We start from the raw sequence: 17,104 nt of genomic DNA, 5'->3' as shown, positions 1-17,104 counted from the left end.
ATAGGCGCCAAGTGCGCCTGAAGGGTAAGGTGAGGGCATGCGAATAACCCGGTGGGTCAACAAGCGGACGGGTCTGGCGCTGCTGTTCCTGGCTCCGAGCCTGGTCGGCTTTGCGCTGTTTTACGCGATTCCATTCGTCATGGGGCTTATTTATTCATTCAAGGATCGAACCGTAGACGGCGTCTTCGTCGGATTGGCCAACTATCAGGCGCTGCTGGACAGCGCGTCGTTTCGCAAGGCGGCCTGGAATACGGCTTCTTTTACACTCATTAGCGTACCGCTGATGCTGAGCTTGTCACTGATGCTGGCGTTGCTCCTGAATGGGAGCGTCTATCTGCGCAAATGGCTGCGAACGGCGTATATCCTGCCGTTGGTCGTCCCGGTCGCCTCTGTCGTGTTCATCTGGCAAGCACTGTTCGATTGGAATGGAACGCTTAACGCAGGGCTGCAATGGTTCAGCCTGGAGCGGGTAGACTGGATGAAGTCCGACGGAGCGATGGTCGTCGTGGCAGCTATCTATATCTGGAAGAACATCGGCTACAACATGATCCTATTCCTAGCGGGGATACAAGCCATTCCCGAGAGCTATTACGAAATCGCCTGTCTGGAGGGGGCCGGGCCCTTCACCCGGCTGCGCAGGATTACGCTCGTGTATCTGATCCCGACGATGTTCTTCGTCGTACTGATGTCGATCATCAACTCGTTCAAGGTCTTTCGGGAGACGTACCTGATCGCAGGCGATTATCCGTACGACAGCATCTATATGCTGCAGCACTACATGAATAACATGTTCATTGCTCTGGATATTCAGAAGCTGACGGCAGCCGCTACCTTGATGGTCGCGTCGATCGTCGTCATCGTACTGGCACTTTATGCGCTGGAGAGGCGCTTCCGCCGATTTATGGAATGAAGAGCAGAGAGGAGGCGGGCAGGTGGCGGTTATATGGCGGAAGGTGACGGTAACAGGGATACTACTCCTGCTGGCGTTGGTTATGCTGTTTCCCATTGTGATCACGTTGACGAACGCCCTGATGACCGAGCAGGAGATTGCACTGAACTATTCGGTCATTGGCAAGCTGCCCGAAGCGGGCCAGCAGCTGGACTTCGTGAATCTGAAGCTGATTCCCGACTGGGTGTCCTTCGCCCAATTTGATAAAATTCTCATTCAATCGCCGAAGTTTTTATTTCTATTCTGGAATTCGGTAGGGCTGGTGGTCCCGATCATCGCGGGGCAGACTCTGGTCGCGGCGCTGGCTGCGTATGCATTCGCCATCCTTCGTTTTCCTGGCCGGGACGGGCTGTTTCTGATCTATGTGATGGCGATGCTGATGCCGTTCCAGGTGACGCTGGTGCCCAATTATATCATCGCGGACAGGCTGGGGCTGTTGAATCATCTGTCGGCGATTATTTTGCCGGGGATTTTCGCCACTTATGGCGTATTTCTGATGCGGCAATTTTTCTTGAACATCCCTGCGGCGCTCCTGGAAGCAGCCCAGATGGATGGAGCCGGACTGTTCACGCAGTTCATCCGGATCGTGCTGCCGCTGGTGAAGCCCGGATTTGCCGCACTGATCGTGCTATTGTTCGTGGACTATTGGAACATGGTGGAGCAGCCGCTGATCTTTCTCGAGGATCCGCAGGATTATCCGTTATCTGTATTCTTGGCTTATATTCTCAAGGATGAGCGCGGGCTTGGGTTTGCTTCGTCGCTGCTGTATATGAGTCCTATGGTCATGTTGTTTCTTTATGCGGAGTCGTATTTCATCAAGGGCATACAAACCACGGGCATCAAGGGATAGAGGAGGAGTAGACGTGGAGGCGGGAAGGGAAGAACGTACGGATTCGGGGAGAAGACGGGTGATCCGCTGGATGGCTGCCTGCTTCTTCGGAAGCTTGGCGGTCTTCACCTTGTTCAGCAATACCTGGCTGACGCTGATGCTGCCCAAGGTGCTGACACAGCAGGCTTCGACCGGCAGTCTGACCCATACGATTCAAGGAAGCGGGGTGCTCAGCCCGCTGGAATCCGTGGAGCTGAAGAACGACACGGGCTGGAAGGTCCAGGCGGTTCATGTCAAGCAGGGCGGCACGGTCGCTCAGGGAGAGGCTCTGATAACCTTCGATAGTAAGGCGACCGAGCTGCAAATCTGGAATGAACAAAATACACTCAAGCAGCAGAATCTGCAGCTTGGGGGATTATTCGACAGCTATGTGGAAGCGAGCAAGAATGGAGATCCTGTTCAAATCAAAAACGCCAAGCGCGAGGTGGACAAGTACAAGCTGGAGATCGAGGCGCGTGAGCGCAATATTCAAGCGCTGGAGCAGAATCTGCAGCAGGGCCGGGAGCTGCGGGCGCCCTTTGCCGGGATTGTCACGGCCATCCAGGCCACGGAAGGGATGACCTCCCCGTCCGTCACGATCGCCAGGCTGGACGAAGGGTTTGCGCTCTTCGTTACGCTTCCCGCCGCTCAAGCATCCCTGGTGCAGCTCGGTGAGAAGGTTCAGGTCCAGGTCAAGGGAAAGCAAAGTGGGAGTGAGGCGGAGGAAACGAAGCTAATCGACGGTGAAATTGCCAACATGGACGACGCACCTTCAGACCGGGCTTCATCCACGGCTACTGCGTCCAAGATCATGCGCATCCGGCTGCAGGACGAGAGCCTGAAGGGTGGGGAGACGGCGAGTATCCACTTGCGTAAAGGCATACAGGCAGACAAGGAGGCGCTGCTGCTCTCGAAGTCGGCGATCCGTGAGGATTCGGGCGGTACTTACGTCTATGTCATCGAGGAGAAGAAGGGGACACTAGGCAACGGCTTCTATGTAGGCAAGTCTTACGTGAAGATCGTTGATTCCACCGAGCAGCAGGTCGCCGTGCAGGGAGGGATTTTCCCCAGCCAGAGCGTCGTCATAGAGAGCAGTGAGCCTCTGCAGGAGGGGGAGCGCGTGCGTCTGTAGAAGCCCGCTTGCGGGGTATGCTAACATGAAGCGGGGGGATGCATAGTGGAGAGAACTAAAATTCTGATAATCGAGGACGAGCGGGCGATCGCCGAGCTGCTCGCCTACCGGCTGGAGAAGGAAGGCTTCCAGACGATGATAGTGGGGAACGGGACGGATGGCATTCAGGCCGTTCATGCCTTCCTGCCGGACTTGCTCCTGCTGGACTGGATGCTGCCGGATCTAAGCGGCATCGAGGTGTGCCGGCAGGTGACGGCCGTCCGGAATATCCCGATCATCATGATCACGGCCAAGTCGGACATCACCGATAAAATCGTCGGGCTGGAATTCGGCGCAGACGACTACATTACGAAGCCGTTCGACCTACGGGAGGTCATCGCGAGAATCCGCACGGTGATGCGCCGGGTAAGTCAGCCGGCCAGCGCAGCCCCGGAGCCGGCCGATACTCCCATGCGATTTAAACATGTCGAGATTTTCAAAAGCGAGCGTCTCGTGAAAAAAGAGAATGTCCCGGTAGAGCTGACACCGAAGGAATATGATCTATTAATTACTTTATGCAGTCACAAGGGCCGCATCTTCTCCCGCAGTGAGCTGCTGGATTTGGTATGGGGCTATGATTATTTCGGCGATACTCGAACGGTGGATATTCATATTCAGCGCTTGCGCAAGAAGCTGGAGGCCAGCGACCTGATTATCACTGTGTTCGGCATCGGCTATAAATTCGACAAGCAGGTGGAGTAGACGTATGTTTCTCACGATCAAGGTCAAGTTTCTGCTCGGGCTATTGATAATCTTCTCCATTTCCTTGCTGCTGCTGAATCATTTCATCGTGCAGATTATCGATTCGAGCAATGAAAAGATCATCACGCAGGACCTAATCGGGATGAAGAAGAATAATAATGTCTACGTCCGGCAAAGCTTCATGATCAACCATTTCTCGAACGATGAAATCTACTTCCAGCAAACGGCGAAGGAGATGGCTGATGAGCTGCGTCTGGTGACATCTAGTGAGATCAGCGCTTATACGAGCCAAGGGCAGCTGCTGTACCAGACGGACGCCTCCAAGTTCGACAGCACGGTCCATGACGACCTGGACCAGGCGTTGCAGGGCAAGACGGCTTATACGATCTCCTATGCGAATAACCTAACCGGTGTCTATTATTCGTATCCGGTGGTCATTGAAGGGAAAACGGTAGGCATCCTGCGGTTTTCCAAGGATTTCTCCCTGCTCCATGAGCAGGGCAAGCAGATTATGACCTTTATTTATTACGTGACGATCGCGATCTTCGCCGCTGCGTTTGTCTTTTCTTACATCCTCTCTCGCAATATCACGCTTCCGATCGTCAAGCTGACCAAGGCCTCTACTGAGGTGACCCAAGGCAACCTGAACCTGCGGCTCCGTCTGAGGCGCAAGGATGAGATCGGCAAGCTGGCCGATAACTTCAACCAAATGATCGAGAAGATCAAGCTTCAGATTCAGCGGATCGAGAAGGACCGGGACCGGCTGGAGGAGCTGAACCGGCACCGCAAGCAGTTTTTCGATAATATGACCCATGAGCTGAAGACTCCGCTGACGACGATTCTGGGCTATGCGGAGACGATCAAGGAGAACGAGTGGAGTGACAAGCCCTTTTTTGACAAGGGCATGGACCATATTATTGACGAGAGCAAGCGGCTGCATGGGATGGTGCTGAAGCTGCTGGAGCTGTCGATGGAAACCTCCACGCAGGAAACCTTCGAAATGGTGGACGCGGGGCAGATTTTGCAGGGTGTATGTGAGGGAATGACGATCAAGGCGGAAAGGTACATGAAGACAATCGATATCGAGTGTGAGCCGGGGCTTAGGGTGTATGGCAGCCCGGCGAGGCTGAGGCAGCTCTTCATCAACCTGCTGGACAATGCGATCAAATACGGCCGTGCACACTCCACGATTACGGTCCATGCCGGACAGGTATCCGATACCGTGCATGTGACGGTGAGCAATGAAGGAGAGACGATCGCTCCGAAGGACTTGGCGCGGATCTTCGAGCCGTTCTATCGGGCGGATAGCCGAGAGCTCGCGGATGAGGGAAGCCGGGGGCTTGGGCTAAGCATCTGCAAGGCCATCGTAGACGATCACCGGGGCAAGATCCGGATCGAGAGCGCAGAGGGGCGTACGACCGTCTACGTTGCACTTCCCTATGCCGGAGCAGAGGAGGAGACGCTATGAATGGACGGTTGTGGGGGCGGGGATTGCTCGTAGCTATGCTGGCGTCAGGGCTGCTCCTGTCCGGCTGCGGACAGGAACGGCCGCCCCGGACGGTCATCATCCCCGATACACCGGCAAGCAGCGGAACGGAGCCGGTGAACGAAGACTTCGCGGTGAGAAAAATCTATACGTTCCCCGAGCCGGGAGCCGCAGGCGGTCCGTTGCTAGGCTGGGCGGATAGCAATCAGCTGCTCGGCCTGTATGGGAGGTACCCGGACCGTAGTCTCGATAGGGTCGATTATAGACTGGGCTCACAGCAGCCCATCATGAAGCTCGGAGCCAGTCTGGAGGGGGCCGAGCTGTCTCCGGACGGCCGGTTTGTCGTTTACGTGAAGGCTGAGGATGCCGTCCGTAAGGTTATGCTGCTTGATTGGTCCACGCAACAAGAGACGTTCATTCAGGAAGTTCCGAGAGACCGGCAGGTTGCCACTGCTCTTGCCTGGTCGGGCAACGGCCAGTATCTGGGGTATGGTCTCGAAGGGCGGATACAGAACGAGTCTCGGCTGATCCTGTATGACATGGCTGGCAAGAGCCTGCAAGATTATCCGATTCCGGCGTGGGCATCCCGTGATATGAGCTATGGCCTGCAGATTGCAGATAACGGGCAGAGTGCGCTGCTGGTGAAGAGCGAAGGCCGACAGTCCAAGCTGGTCTACGGACAGTTGACGGGAGAAGCGTTCGTCAGCCAGTACGAGCTGCCGGCTAGCGCGGGTACGGCCTTCGGCTATCTGCATGACGATCAGATTCTGTTCGCGAGCGCCGAGGGCGCGCTGCTGTCCTTCGACCGTCGCAATCGTGTCACTTCAACGCTACTGGAGCGGGTCGGCACGTTCCGGTTGTCCCCTGATCGCAAATATATCGCCTATACGAAGGGGCAGGATGAGATTTTCGTCGCCAAGCTGCAGGGGAATGCGATCCTGAACGAAAAGTCGATCTATAAAGGCTTGATCCCCTTCCAGATAGACTGGAGTCCGGACGATAAGAAGATCCTGCTTTCCGGCCGGAAGCCTTACAGTAGAGAAGAGCCTGGTCCGGTCTCCTCAGGACCTGCCACGGCAGCTCAAAGCAGCATCCCTTTTATTATTGAATTTAGCCATTCCTGAACGGCTGCGAGCCGTTCAGGTTTTTTCTGTTACGGCCGAAACCCTCGGACAGGATTGGAAACACTTTGTTTACAACTTGGAGAAGTGTTCGTTACATCCATGCCATATAACAGATAGCGTAGGGTTAGATCTGCATATCGTCATAGGCCGATATGACAAGAGGAAACAGAAAGGACGATGAAGTTGAAACCGATAGGAATACTGCTTTCGGCCAGTATGCTGGCCTTATCCATCACCGGCTGCTCGGGGGGCGTATCGCCAGGCCAAGGCCGTCAGTCAGCAGGCGAAGCATCCGCGCAGACGGCCGGCGGGAAGGGAGAGCTGGCGCCTCCGAAGACGATCGAAGAGCAGGGCCGGGGCGGAGGGGAAACCTCTCAGGGTGGCAAGAAAACGATCGTGTTCTCGACCTTCTACGAGACTGATTTCATCAAGGACGCCAAAGCCAAGTACGAAGCGAAGCATCCGAATATTCAGATCCAGCTCACCCATGCACAGGCCAAAGGCGATGACGCCAACTGGGAGGCCAATCATGAGAAGTTCGTCAAGACGACCAACACGCAGATGCTGGCAGGCAAAGGCCCCGACCTCCTGGAGATGGACCAGCTCCCGATCGAGCAGTATGTGAACAAGAGGGCGCTGGCGAACATGAGCGATCTGATGAAGAATGATCCGTCCTTCAAGCGGGAGCAATACTTTACGAATATTCTAGACAATGTGAAGCTCAGCGGCAGCGTCTACGGGATGCCAGTCCGGTTCTACCTGTACGGCCTGATCGGCGATGAGGATGCAATTAGCAAGAGCGGTGTCAAGATCGACGATACGAGCTGGACCTGGGATCAATTCACCCAGACGATGAAGGCGCTGAAGCAGAAGGGGGACCGGGAGTATGCGTTTCTCTCAAGACCGGAGTACCTGCTGAGCTCCATGGTGAAGACCGATTACGCCGCCTATGTAGATCCGATTCAGCGCAAGGCCAGCTTTGATTCGCCGCGCTTCATCGGCCTGATGACACAGCTCAAGGGCATGTATGACGACGAGGTGATTAGCGCGGCTGTCAATTTTCCGAAAACATATTTCATCGAGGACATGTTCAGTTCCATCCGCAACTATATCCTCTCCGGCACGACGCAGAACCCGGGCACGTTCCTGAACCGCAAGCTGTATAACCGGCCGGTCGCGGAGGGCCAGCAGCCCGGGGGCTACTTCCGGACGGAGTCGACGATCGGGATTAACGCGAATTCGTCCGTGCAGAAGGAAGCCTGGGACTTCGTGAAATTCCTCGTCTCGGATGAAGTACAGCCGGGAGGGTTTCCTTTGAATAAAAAGGCGTACGACAAGCTGGCTCAGCAGGCCTTGAAGGACGGCGCGGTCAAGGCGGACGAGGAAGGGCAGGCGCACGGCAAGGTGTTTAAGGTGACGGAAGCGGACATGCAGCGGCTGAACAAGCTGGTGAATGAAGCGGTTCATCAGGTCGAATTCAAGCCCTCCAAGGTGGAGGAGATCATTCGGGAGGAATCCGCGGCGTTCTTCAAAGGGCAGAAGTCGGCGGAAGCCGTAGCTAAGCTCGTGCAGAACCGGGTAAGTACGTACCTCAATGAATAAGGGGGAAAAAGTATGAGCAACAAGTCCAGAACCGGCCGCAGCGCTGCGATGATGATGAGCTGCGTGCTATTCAGTAGTATGCTGTCAGCTTGCAGCGGAGGCACCGTCAGAGGCTCAGAAAGGGCCGAGGCCACGCCCTCTGGAGAGACGGAGCCGCTGCAGCAGGCAGCCGGCGGAACGGCCGAGTCACCAACCGGCACCGCGTCGTCCGGCACGGCAGCCGGGAAGAAGACGATCGTCTTCGCGACTTTCTATGAGACGGACTTTCTGAAAGAAGCGATCCAGAAGTACGAGGCGAAGCATCCGGACATTCAGATCCAGATGACCTATGCGCATCCTGCAGGCAACGATGCCCAATGGGAAGCGGATCAGGAGAAATTCATCAAAACGATGAATACGCAGATGCTGACAGGCAAAGGCCCTGATCTGCTGGAGTTGGACCAATTGCCGATGGACAAGTATGCGGGCAAGAAGCTGCTGCTGAACCTGAGCGAGAAGATGGAGCAGGACAGCTCGTTTCACCGGGAGCAGTACTTCACGAATATTCTCGATAACACCAAGCTTGGCGGCAGCGTCTACGGCATCCCGCTTCGCTTCTACCTGTACGCCATGATCGGGAACGAGGAGGGGCTTGAGAAGAGCGGTGTCCCCTTCGACGACAAAAGCTGGACGTGGCAGCAATTCATCCAGACGGCCAAGGCGCTTGCGAAGCAGGGCAGTCATCCTTATGCCTTCTATGGCGATGAAATACTGCTGCTCACCGATATGGTCAACGAGTCGTACGATAGGTATGTCGATGCCGTCAATCGGAAGGCGAGCTTCGATTCACCGGCGTTCGTCGGTCTGCTGAAGCAGATCAAGGCCATGATCGACGGCAAGCTCGTCAACAATCATGGCCGGTCCGATACGTTCTTCCGTATGGATACGGTGAGCTCCATCCGCAGCTATACCCTGGCAGGTACTAACTTGACGGAGTCATACAGCAAGGTCAAGCTGTACAACAAGCCGAAGGCGGAGGGACAGAAGCCCGGTGGCTTCTTCAAGACGGATACGACCCTCGGGATCAATGCTAAGTCTGCGGTGCACAACGAGACCTGGGAGTTTCTCAAATTCCTGCTCTCTGACGAAACGGAGCCGGGCGGATTTTCTGTAAACAAGCAAGCCTACAAGAAGCAGGCCGAGCAGATGCTGCAGGTCGGCACGGTGAAGGCAGACGAGGAAGGGCCGCTGAAGGGCAAGGAGTTCAAGGTCACGCCCACACAGGTTCAGGAGCTGGAGGCTTATCTGACGGATGCGATTCATCCGGTAGAATACCGGCCCTCCAAGGTTGAGCAGATTCTGACGGAGGAGGCCGCAGCCTTCTTCAAAGGGCAAAAATCGGCGGAAGCCGTGGCGAAGCTCGTGCAGAACAGGGTGTCGACTTATCTGAATGAGTAAGAAAATCCAGATGGGCCGGGGGCCAAGAGCTTCTGCTGACAGCGGCTTCGTTGATTAAGGAGAATCTGACTGCAGTGTTGGTTCAGTAGGCTCGGAGGTTCTGATGGCCCAATCGGCTCAGGCTATTCCAACGAATGATAGGGCACTGACAAGCCTTACATACCTTTAAGTCCGTTTGGACCCGAGCTGCTTCACCTGGTTCAGCCACTTGGCACGCTGCTCCGGCGAAGACGGCCTGACCGGGCCGATCTCGGTGATGCGTACGGGCGTAATGCCGCAGAATTGTAGAATATTCCGCCTCATCACCTGAAGACCGGCCCTGCGATAAACCCACCGGTTGTACCAAGGCGGCGTATCCATAGTGACGATCAGCCTGGCGGTTTTGCCCGTGAGCAGTTTATCCCAGAGAGGAGAGTTGTCGCGGTAACGGAAGGCAAAGCCAGGCAGAAAGACGCGGTCGACGAAGCCCTTGAGCAGAGCCGGCATGGCTCCCCACCACGTCGGATAGACAAACACCAGATGCTCTGCCCAACTGATCAGGCGCTGAGCCTCGCCAGCTCCGGCTCCAGCTCGGTACGCTGGCGGTAACCGAATTTCAGATTCGGCTCGAAGCTGATCGTGCTCAGATCAAGGGTGCGCACCTGCGCACCTTGAGCCAGTGCTCCTTCCGTGTATGCAGCGGCCAGGGCCGAGCAGTAGCTTTGTGTGTCGGGATGGCCGATCACGATTAGAATATTCGATGTCATGGTAAAGTTCCTCCTCTTGGGATCTGGCGATTCTTCTTGGAATCTCTTACAATCAGCATAGTAGGATTAGCGGGAGAAATGAATGATCAAGGGCGCAGGATGGCTGTTCATTCGCGCAAGGGGAGGATGAGGTCATTGGCAAGCCAGGAAGTCGCCATCTCGATGGTATATCCAATTATGAAGACAATCGCGCACCAAGGCTATGATCCAGAGCACTTTGCCGCGTATGCTTCATTCGATAATCGTCTGCTGCAGGATGTGGAGGCCCGGATCTCCGGGGAAGAGCTGGAACGGCTGATGCTGGCCGCAGCGGCTTATACGAAGGATGAATATTTCGGCTTGCATCAGGGCCAGATTACCGAGTTCGCCGACCTAGGTATTCTTGGGTATGTGATGATGCACGGCCGTACGATCGAGCAGGCACTGGAAGCGTATCGAAGATATAACGTGCTCTTGTGCAGCGGATTCAATCTGAATTGGGAAGTACAGGGGGATGAGGCCCGGATCCGGATGTTTCTGCAGGGGGCAGGAAGGCTTACCCGCCACTGTGTAGAGGATATGGCCAGCTCCCTGTACAGGCTGATCGGGCGGCTGAGCAACCGGAAGCTCCAGCTGCGGGAGGTGAGGTTCGCTCATGAGGCTCCAGCGGACCGGGAGCCCTACGCCGGAGCGTTCGGCCTCCTTCCCCGCTTTGGGGAAGAGGAGAACGTGCTGTGCCTGAGCCGAGAGGTGCTGGCTTACCCGATTCTATATGCGGACGCCAGACTGTATGGCATTTTCGAAGGAATCGCCCAGGAAACCTTGGATACGTGGTCACGGGGCCGGGCCTTCTCCGAGCAGGTGGTACGGTGGATGCACGATTGTATGCCGTCCCATCTGCCAACCTTACAGCAGACGGCCGCCTCCTTCGGGACGAGTACAAGAACACTTCAGCATAAATTAAAGGAAGAGGACACTTCCTTCCAGGATCTGTCTGTCCGGGTACGCAAGGAATTGGCGATGGGGTATTTGCGGAGGAAGGAATATGCGATCGGCGATATTGCTTATTTCCTGCATTTCTCGGAGCCGAGCGCCTTTCAGAGCGCCTTCAAAAAGTGGACCGGCTTGACGCCGGGGCAATACCGGGCTCAGGCGATAGAAGAGGTCCGCAAAGCCTAGCTTGATGCGCAACGCCAAAAAGCTTCGGAGCCGCTTTTCGCGGCTTCTAATCTATGTCATAGATACGACGATCCAAGCCTACGGGAGACTGAATGTGCTGGTCAACAACCACGGCGTCCAGGTTCATCAGCCCAGCATTCTGGAGATTACCCGGGAGCAGTTGATGAATACGTTCCAAACGAATATTATCTCCTTCTTTGACTTGGCCAAGGCGGCTTTGCCCCATCTCCGGGCGGGGAGCTTTATCATCAATACCACCTCCGACACGGCTTATGCCTGGAAGCCGGCATTGTAGCAGGACGTACAGACAGCGAGCTGGCGCCCAAAGGCAAGGTGACCCGGGCGGAGGTTGCGGTGACGGTACAGCGCCTGCTGCAGAAGTCCGAATTGATCCATCCTTAATATTCCGGTAATAGCCCTGCAAGGGCAAATGTACATCCCCTTTGGGCCGACCGTGCACCCATCATGCACAGCCACAGGCCCAAAGGGGATTTTTCACGTGCGGTGCTGGCGGGCAAAGGGCTGCTTGTTTCCATCATCCCTCGCTCTCGCGGGTCTCGTACAGGTCTATGAAGTCCAGAAAGAAGCGCCGGATGAAAACCAGCTCGCTCTCGGAGAATCCGTCCAGGAATCCGTATAGCCTGAGCTGTTCCTTCCGGTGCAGTTGCTCATGGATGGCAAAGAGCTTCTTGCCGGGAGAGGTCAGGCGAAAATAAATTTCCTTCTTGTTGTCATTCAACTGAGTCCTGCGGACCCATCCCCTTTTCAGCAGCTTGTAGGTAATCTTGGAGATGTTGCCCTTGCTTAATTCCATCCTATCGGCCAAGGAGGTCACATTGATCGGCTCATGATGCCCGATGCAGGAAATCACATGGATTTCCGTCATGTTCAGCGAGATATCTGGATCGATCAGCTGTCGGAGCTCCTCCTGGAGGACGCTGTTTATGGAGTCTTCGTACTGATCCTTTTGCTGAATAAACTTAATGTAGAGATTATAAATATTGGTTTTGACCTGGTCGGTTTGATCCATGGCAGACTGCTCCTTTTGTAGTACCTCCCTCTATTATAACGTGAATATCGTTGCAGATGAATTCGTCTTTCACAGGATAGTAAGCTTTTGCTCGGCGGGAGTTCGGGGCCTGGGCTTGGGGACTTTATCAAAATAGCCCATATGCAGCACGCCGACCACCCGTTCGTCAGGACGAACTCCGACGCCGTCGCAGAAGAGGGGAGAGCGTATATATTCCGTCGTGGACCAGATCATGCCTACGCCCTGCTCCCAGGCCAATAACTGGAAGTTTTGAATCAGGCAGCTCGCGGCGGCATAATCCTCGTCCCGCTTGTGCTCATCCTTATCCACCTTCATGACGACGATGAGGTGGGCAGGAATTCGGCTTATTTTGGCTTTCATCACTTGCTTTATTTTACCGGGGATCAGCTTGACCAGCTTCAGATGGCTTAACGAATCGACCATCAGGTCGGCCAGCGTTTCCCTCGCTTCCGCCCGCTCGGCAACAATAAAGCGCCACGGCTCGCGCAGGCCATGATTCGGTGCCCATACCGCATCGTTCAGCCATTGGATAATAAGCTCGGCCGGCACAGGGTCCTCTTTAAACTGTCGGATGCTTCTTCTCTCCCGGATCGTAGCGGCAATACTCATGCGTACCCACACCTTTCGTCCTCCGTGTATGCAACACCGTCGTTGAAATAATAGTTTCATAAGAAATAATAATTAAAGAGGTGTTTTCATTTTAAATCAATTATTATAAATAGGTTTTTAGTTCTTTTTATCTAATATATTGTTTCGTATGAAACAATATAAAATATACGCCTAATCTTTTCGTTCGTCAATTGGCAACAGAGCATACACAAGTGAAACCGTTCCCGCGTTTATGCGGGTTATGGTAAACTAACGATGGATACAACCTATCATGCAGACTTTATCCCGGATCGGGGGATCATCCATGTTCAAAGGCAAGCTGCCTAATTTCCTCCGCTGGGGCAGAATCAGGCTCCCCCAGAAGCTGCTTCTCGTGTATACCCCGCTTATTCTGCTTCCGGCCCTGGCCGGAACTTATGTGGTGACCGCGAGCTATACAGCTTCATCCAAGGCTCGTACGGCGGAATATGCCACAGACCTGCTCAGCCTGATGGGGCAGAAGATGGATGACCGCTTGATCGGCTACGAGAAGCTCAGCAAGCAGATCATGACGGATGATGGGCTGCTAGCGTGGATTTCTGTCAAGCCCAAGTCGATTTACGAAAATTTTCAAATTCAGAATACGATCAATGAGAAGCTCAATGTATCAAAGTTCAGCAAGCCGTCCTAGAGACGACCTTGCATCTGATCATAGAGAAGGAGCTTCAAGCGACATCGATGTCCTTGATCGCTAAGAAGTCCGGCGTTTCGACGGGAAGTATTTATCATTATTTCGACAGCAAAGAGGCCATCATCAATGAGCTGTATAGGGGTATCGTGAGGTATAACGGCCAGCGGGTGCTAGAGGGCTTCTTCACCGATGAGCCGATCCGGACACGTCTGGAGCGGGCGTGGGAGCAGCTGATTCGGGTGTCGCTTGAATACCCGCAAGGGTTTCAATTCATCGAGCAATATTCCTTCTCTCCGTACATTCGTCAGGAAGTGAAGCAAGAGAGCTACTCGGGAGGCTGGTGCGGGCCCATGGACAAGCTCTATGCGGACGCGATCCGGGAAAAGCTCTTCAGAGCCGATATCGATCCGCACGTTATGGTTCAGATGCATTACGGATCTCTGCTTTACGCGGTCAAGGGAGCTATGAACCGGCAGTGGACCGTGAGTGATGAGCTGATCGAGCAGTTGATCCAGTCCTGCTGGAACAGTGTAGCCTTGAAGGAAACCGGATAAGGAAAGCAAAAGGGACGCCTGCAGGCGTCCCTTTGTCGATTCAGGTTGTAGTATTGACGATCATCAGGATGAAGACGATCATTAGGTAGTTGACCGAGATGAAGAAATTCGTTTTCGCCCACTTTTCATCATTCTTCGTGTAGAGCCCTTGCACCGTGTGGATGAGCCATGCCACACTGCCAATAACGGAAACAGCCAGGAACACATAGCCCACGTATCCGTAAGTGAACAAGAGAATGACCGCAGGGATAAGCAGCAGCACATAAGGAATCATCTGCAGCTTCGTGCGCTTGATGCCTTTGACGACGGGCAGCAACGGGAAGCCCGCTGCACGATATTCCTCGACCCGGCGGATGCCCAGCGACCAGAAATGCGGCGGCTGCCAGAGAAACAGCACGGCGAACAGGATACAGGCGCCCATATCGATCTCACCCGTCACCGCACAGTAACCGATGATCGGCGGCATAGCCCCGGAGATTCCGCCGACCGACGTACTCCAGGTGGAGGTCCGCTTCAGCCAGATCGTGTACACGCCGACGTAAACACCCCAACCGATCAGGCCGAGCCATCCTGTTACGGCATTAGTGAGCGTGAACAATAGAGCGACTCCAGCGATACCTAGTACGATCCCATAGATCAGCACCAGCCGCGGCGATAGGCGTCCTGTAGGCAGCGGGCGGTTTTTCGTCCGCTCCATATTCAGGTCAAGCTCACGGTCCCAATAATTGTTGATCACACAGGCGCTGGCGATCGTCAGCGTCGAGCCGATCAGCATCCAGATCAGCAAAGACCAGTCTATGTCCCATTTGGAGGCTATCCAGAACCCGGTCAGGGCGGCAATGACGTTCAGTTGAAGCAGTCTTGGTTTGGTCAATTGAATCATGTCTCTGAGCACTTTACAACCTCCTGATATGTGGTGGCACGCAGGAAACGCACCTGTCATCTATAGTCGAAACGTTATAGAATCCATCTTACCACATGCGGAGGTGAGGCCAGCCTGCTGGTGTGTGAAGGAATAGCGAACCTTCCTCTAAACGGCACAATCCTGTCAAATTTGGCGTCAATGACCGGCTGACCCCATCCTTTAGATGGATTCTTGCAGCCATTCATCGATTTTGCGGCACAGCTTCGTCCAGTCGAAATGGTCGGCTGCATCCCGTTGAGTTTCATAACAGACGGTTGCTAAGCGACTTTGGTTGTTGCATGCCTCAATAAGTCTATAAGCTAATTCATGGCTATCGCCAACCGTGTGCAACGAGCCGTATTCAACTCGTCGATTGTCCTTCTTATCTTGTTCGCTCAACGAAAATAATCGTAATTCATGTTTTGTGGCGGCGTCCCGACAAGATTCGATATCCGAGGCGACAAGATAGCAGCCATGCTTCTTCGCTTCGGAAAGTACGTTCGGGTATCCTTCCGTTATCGAAGGCAGAGCGAATATTTTCGCCTTGCTGAACAATTTGTTCAGTTCTTTCTTGTCATGGATATATCCGGTGTATACCACCCGTTCATTCAGCTGAGGATGCTCTAGCGTATACTTTAGGACATACGGCATAAAGGAATCTGTGATGCTGCCCGCCAGAACAAGCTTCCAGCTGTCCGGGATATAGGGCGCTGCCTCTTGAAATGCTTCAAGCAGTACGTGTGTCGCTTTCTGATGGTCGCCAAGTCTTGCTGCGGTGAGTATGATATCCTCTTTCTCCTCGAACCTTTCAATCTTGTTCATGTAATTCTCGTCCTCGCCAAATGGATAATATCCGTTAGGCAAGTAATGTATAGGTACTGACCATCTTTGGCTAATGTACTCCGTCAAGGTTTCGCTAGTTATCAAGTCGCATTGGCTCAAGAATCGCCTGAGAGGTTCATTCACAGGCGTTATGTTAATCCAATAAGCATTAGCGTCCAGCTTTAGGTATACTTTTCCTGCGGGGTTCAGCTCTTTGTATTTGGCGACGGGATCGAAATAGAACGAATAGAAGCCGAATATGAACAGGACGTCGATCCGAGTCGCATGAATAGAGATGTACTGTTCTAAATCTCTAGCGCAATCGTGGATGTTTGCCCCGAATACCGTTTGCAGCGCATGATCCGGATGGTAATCGAAGGACGGTTCGATATACTCCACTTCGACCTTCTCCGTATACAATTGCATGGAAGGCCATGAGGCGATGCCATCGCTTGGCCTATATGTGAGGTAGACGGACTTGTATCCATAATATTTTTGCATAAGGTAGGGAATGATTCCTACATCTTTCGTCAAAAAAGGGTCACCAAAATGAGGAGCCATCAAATAGAACGTTTTTTTACGATTCATCTATTCACCTCCTTCTATCTTTCTAGACAACATATTCCTGAATTTCATGGAGCGACACCACCATCTGTTAGGGATGGTCTTTTGTTGATTCTGTTAGAATGAAATGGACCCGCGAGCTTACGACGGCGTGCGTCAGGTACCTTAAAATTCAAATCCGCTTGAAAAAGGAGCAGAAGCCCATGCAAAAAATTACCCCGTTCTTATGGTTCGACGGCCAGGCCGAGGAAGCGATGCAGTTCTATGTCTCTATTTTCAGCAACTCGAGGATTCTGAATGTGGTGCGCTCGGGAGCAGGAGGGCTTGGACCTGAGGGGAGCGTAATGACCGGGACCTTCGAGCTGGAGGGGCAGCAGTTCATGGCGCTGAATGGCGGGCCGCATTTTACGTTCTCGCCGGCGATCTCGTTCTTCGTGAGCTGTGAAACGCAAGAGGAGCTGGATGAGCTATGGGAGAAGCTCGTTCAGGGCGGGGAGCCGCAGCGCTGCGGCTGGCTTCGCGACCCGTACGGAATCTCTTGGCAGATCATTCCCGCTATACTGGGAGAGCTGCTGCACAGTCCGGATGCCGTCCGGTCGGGCAGAGTCATGCAGGCGATGCTGGGGATGGACAAGCTGGATATCGCCGCGCTTCAGCGGGCGTATCAGGGCGAGTAGGGAAGATGGA

The 17,104-nt window shown here is 54.1% G+C and carries 18 protein-coding genes and 1 pseudogene; 14 read left to right on the top strand and 5 right to left on the bottom strand.

Going from position 1 to position 17,104, the window contains the following annotated elements:
- Positions 1 to 37 precede the first annotated feature (37 nt).
- From WMW72_RS01520 to WMW72_RS01485, 8 genes are all read left to right on the top strand, one after another.
- Entirely contained in the window at positions 38 to 910 is an 873-nt protein-coding gene (locus WMW72_RS01520) for a carbohydrate ABC transporter permease (protein ID WP_341413635.1), read from the top strand.
- Between the two features lie 82 nt (positions 911 to 992).
- A complete protein-coding gene (locus tag WMW72_RS01515; protein WP_341414085.1) occupies positions 993 to 1,799 on the top strand; it encodes a carbohydrate ABC transporter permease in 807 nt (268 codons plus the stop codon).
- Positions 1,800 to 1,812: 13 nt separating this feature from the next.
- Positions 1,813 to 2,949 (top strand): efflux RND transporter periplasmic adaptor subunit, encoded by a 1,137-nt coding sequence (locus WMW72_RS01510; RefSeq protein WP_341413634.1) that lies wholly within the window; start codon positions 1,813 to 1,815, stop codon positions 2,947 to 2,949.
- Positions 2,950 to 2,994: 45 nt separating this feature from the next.
- Positions 2,995 to 3,690, top strand: coding sequence for a winged helix-turn-helix domain-containing protein (locus tag WMW72_RS01505; protein WP_341413633.1), 696 nt, complete (start codon positions 2,995 to 2,997; stop codon positions 3,688 to 3,690).
- A 4-nt stretch (positions 3,691 to 3,694) separates the two neighbouring features.
- Entirely contained in the window at positions 3,695 to 5,158 is a 1,464-nt protein-coding gene (locus tag WMW72_RS01500) for a sensor histidine kinase (protein WP_341413632.1), read from the top strand.
- Positions 5,155 to 6,300 carry a hypothetical protein gene (locus WMW72_RS01495; RefSeq protein WP_341413631.1) on the top strand — a complete coding sequence of 382 codons (1,146 nt, stop codon included), beginning with the start codon at positions 5,155 to 5,157 and terminating at the stop codon, positions 6,298 to 6,300. Before WMW72_RS01500 ends, WMW72_RS01495 begins: the two co-directional genes overlap by 4 nt.
- Before the next feature lie 177 nt (positions 6,301 to 6,477).
- Positions 6,478 to 7,902, top strand: coding sequence for an ABC transporter substrate-binding protein (locus tag WMW72_RS01490; protein ID WP_341413630.1), 1,425 nt, complete (start codon positions 6,478 to 6,480; stop codon positions 7,900 to 7,902).
- A gap of 12 nt (positions 7,903 to 7,914) precedes the next feature.
- The gene (locus WMW72_RS01485) at positions 7,915 to 9,339 is read left to right on the top strand and encodes an ABC transporter substrate-binding protein (protein WP_341413629.1); all 1,425 of its coding nucleotides are present in this window, start codon (positions 7,915 to 7,917) and stop codon (positions 9,337 to 9,339) included.
- Positions 9,340 to 9,504: 165 nt separating this feature from the next.
- Here the strand turns inward: WMW72_RS01485 and WMW72_RS01480 are convergent.
- Positions 9,505 to 10,085, bottom strand: a pseudogene (locus WMW72_RS01480) (NAD(P)H-dependent oxidoreductase).
- 126 nt (positions 10,086 to 10,211) lie between these two features.
- Between WMW72_RS01480 and WMW72_RS01475 the strand changes: the two are divergent.
- Genes WMW72_RS01475 through WMW72_RS35510 form a run of 3 tightly spaced genes read left to right on the top strand, consistent with a single transcriptional unit; the run spans position 10,212 to position 11,645 of the window.
- The gene (locus WMW72_RS01475; RefSeq protein ID WP_423227508.1) at positions 10,212 to 11,243 is read left to right on the top strand and encodes an AraC family transcriptional regulator; all 1,032 of its coding nucleotides are present in this window, start codon (positions 10,212 to 10,214) and stop codon (positions 11,241 to 11,243) included.
- A 4-nt stretch (positions 11,244 to 11,247) separates the two neighbouring features.
- Positions 11,248 to 11,538 carry an SDR family oxidoreductase gene (locus WMW72_RS01470; RefSeq protein ID WP_341413627.1) on the top strand — a complete coding sequence of 97 codons (291 nt, stop codon included), beginning with the start codon at positions 11,248 to 11,250 and terminating at the stop codon, positions 11,536 to 11,538.
- Complete coding sequence (locus WMW72_RS35510) at positions 11,520 to 11,645, top strand: S-layer homology domain-containing protein (protein ID WP_423227507.1); 126 nt, start codon at positions 11,520 to 11,522, stop codon at positions 11,643 to 11,645. Before WMW72_RS01470 ends, WMW72_RS35510 begins: the two co-directional genes overlap by 19 nt.
- Before the next feature lie 133 nt (positions 11,646 to 11,778).
- On the opposite strand, the gene WMW72_RS01465 is transcribed toward WMW72_RS35510, so the two are convergent.
- Together WMW72_RS01465 and WMW72_RS01460 are read right to left on the bottom strand one after the other, a co-directional pair.
- Positions 11,779 to 12,273 carry a MarR family transcriptional regulator gene (locus WMW72_RS01465; RefSeq protein WP_341413626.1) on the bottom strand — a complete coding sequence of 165 codons (495 nt, stop codon included), beginning with the start codon at positions 12,271 to 12,273 and terminating at the stop codon, positions 11,779 to 11,781.
- A gap of 69 nt (positions 12,274 to 12,342) precedes the next feature.
- Positions 12,343 to 12,915 (bottom strand): nitroreductase family protein, encoded by a 573-nt coding sequence (locus WMW72_RS01460; protein WP_341413625.1) that lies wholly within the window; start codon positions 12,913 to 12,915, stop codon positions 12,343 to 12,345.
- Positions 12,916 to 13,174: 259 nt separating this feature from the next.
- Here WMW72_RS01460 and WMW72_RS01455 point away from each other — a divergent pair, with 259 nt between their 5' ends.
- Together WMW72_RS01455 and WMW72_RS01450 are read left to right on the top strand one after the other, a co-directional pair.
- Positions 13,175 to 13,573 carry a hypothetical protein gene (locus WMW72_RS01455; protein WP_341413624.1) on the top strand — a complete coding sequence of 133 codons (399 nt, stop codon included), beginning with the start codon at positions 13,175 to 13,177 and terminating at the stop codon, positions 13,571 to 13,573.
- Between the two features lie 47 nt (positions 13,574 to 13,620).
- Positions 13,621 to 14,127, top strand: a complete 507-nt coding sequence (locus WMW72_RS01450) for a TetR/AcrR family transcriptional regulator (protein WP_341414084.1) — start codon at positions 13,621 to 13,623, stop codon at positions 14,125 to 14,127.
- A 40-nt stretch (positions 14,128 to 14,167) separates the two neighbouring features.
- Here WMW72_RS01450 and cyoE read toward each other — a convergent pair whose 3' ends face one another.
- Both cyoE and WMW72_RS01440 read right to left on the bottom strand, forming a co-directional pair.
- On the bottom strand, positions 14,168 to 15,022 hold the full coding sequence (gene cyoE / locus WMW72_RS01445; protein WP_341413623.1) for a heme o synthase: 855 nt from the start codon (positions 15,020 to 15,022) through the stop codon (positions 14,168 to 14,170).
- 189 nt (positions 15,023 to 15,211) lie between these two features.
- A complete protein-coding gene (locus WMW72_RS01440) occupies positions 15,212 to 16,441 on the bottom strand; it encodes a glycosyltransferase family 4 protein (protein ID WP_341413622.1) in 1,230 nt (409 codons plus the stop codon).
- A 179-nt stretch (positions 16,442 to 16,620) separates the two neighbouring features.
- Between WMW72_RS01440 and WMW72_RS01435 the strand changes: the two genes are divergently transcribed.
- Complete coding sequence (locus tag WMW72_RS01435) at positions 16,621 to 17,094, top strand: VOC family protein (RefSeq protein ID WP_341413621.1); 474 nt, start codon at positions 16,621 to 16,623, stop codon at positions 17,092 to 17,094.
- The last annotated feature ends 10 nt before the right edge of the window (positions 17,095 to 17,104 follow it).

Source organism: Paenibacillus filicis, from assembly GCF_038070315.1.
GTDB lineage: Bacteria > Bacillota > Bacilli > Paenibacillales > NBRC-103111 > Paenibacillus_G > Paenibacillus_G filicis.
Note: the sequence above shows the minus strand (reverse complement) of the source record. Positions and strands in the feature narration are given on the sequence as shown.

Coding starts and splice junctions, on each gene's coding strand:
- WMW72_RS01485 (WP_341413629.1), top strand. CDS start 7,915: ATGAGCAACAAGTCCAGAACCGGCCGCAGCGCTGCGATGATGATGAGC.
- WMW72_RS01515 (WP_341414085.1), top strand. CDS start 993: ATGCTGTTTCCCATTGTGATCACGTTGACGAACGCCCTGATGACCGAG.
- WMW72_RS01435 (WP_341413621.1), top strand. CDS start 16,621: ATGCAAAAAATTACCCCGTTCTTATGGTTCGACGGCCAGGCCGAGGAA.
- WMW72_RS01490 (WP_341413630.1), top strand. CDS start 6,478: ATGAAGTTGAAACCGATAGGAATACTGCTTTCGGCCAGTATGCTGGCC.
- WMW72_RS01470 (WP_341413627.1), top strand. CDS start 11,248: ATGCGCAACGCCAAAAAGCTTCGGAGCCGCTTTTCGCGGCTTCTAATC.
- WMW72_RS01465 (WP_341413626.1), bottom strand. CDS start 12,273: ATGGATCAAACCGACCAGGTCAAAACCAATATTTATAATCTCTACATT.
- WMW72_RS01500 (WP_341413632.1), top strand. CDS start 3,695: ATGTTTCTCACGATCAAGGTCAAGTTTCTGCTCGGGCTATTGATAATC.
- WMW72_RS01520 (WP_341413635.1), top strand. CDS start 38: ATGCGAATAACCCGGTGGGTCAACAAGCGGACGGGTCTGGCGCTGCTG.
- WMW72_RS01475 (WP_423227508.1), top strand. CDS start 10,212: ATGAGGTCATTGGCAAGCCAGGAAGTCGCCATCTCGATGGTATATCCA.
- WMW72_RS01450 (WP_341414084.1), top strand. CDS start 13,621: ATGTCCTTGATCGCTAAGAAGTCCGGCGTTTCGACGGGAAGTATTTAT.
- WMW72_RS01455 (WP_341413624.1), top strand. CDS start 13,175: ATGCAGACTTTATCCCGGATCGGGGGATCATCCATGTTCAAAGGCAAG.
- WMW72_RS01495 (WP_341413631.1), top strand. CDS start 5,155: ATGAATGGACGGTTGTGGGGGCGGGGATTGCTCGTAGCTATGCTGGCG.
- WMW72_RS01440 (WP_341413622.1), bottom strand. CDS start 16,441: ATGAATCGTAAAAAAACGTTCTATTTGATGGCTCCTCATTTTGGTGAC.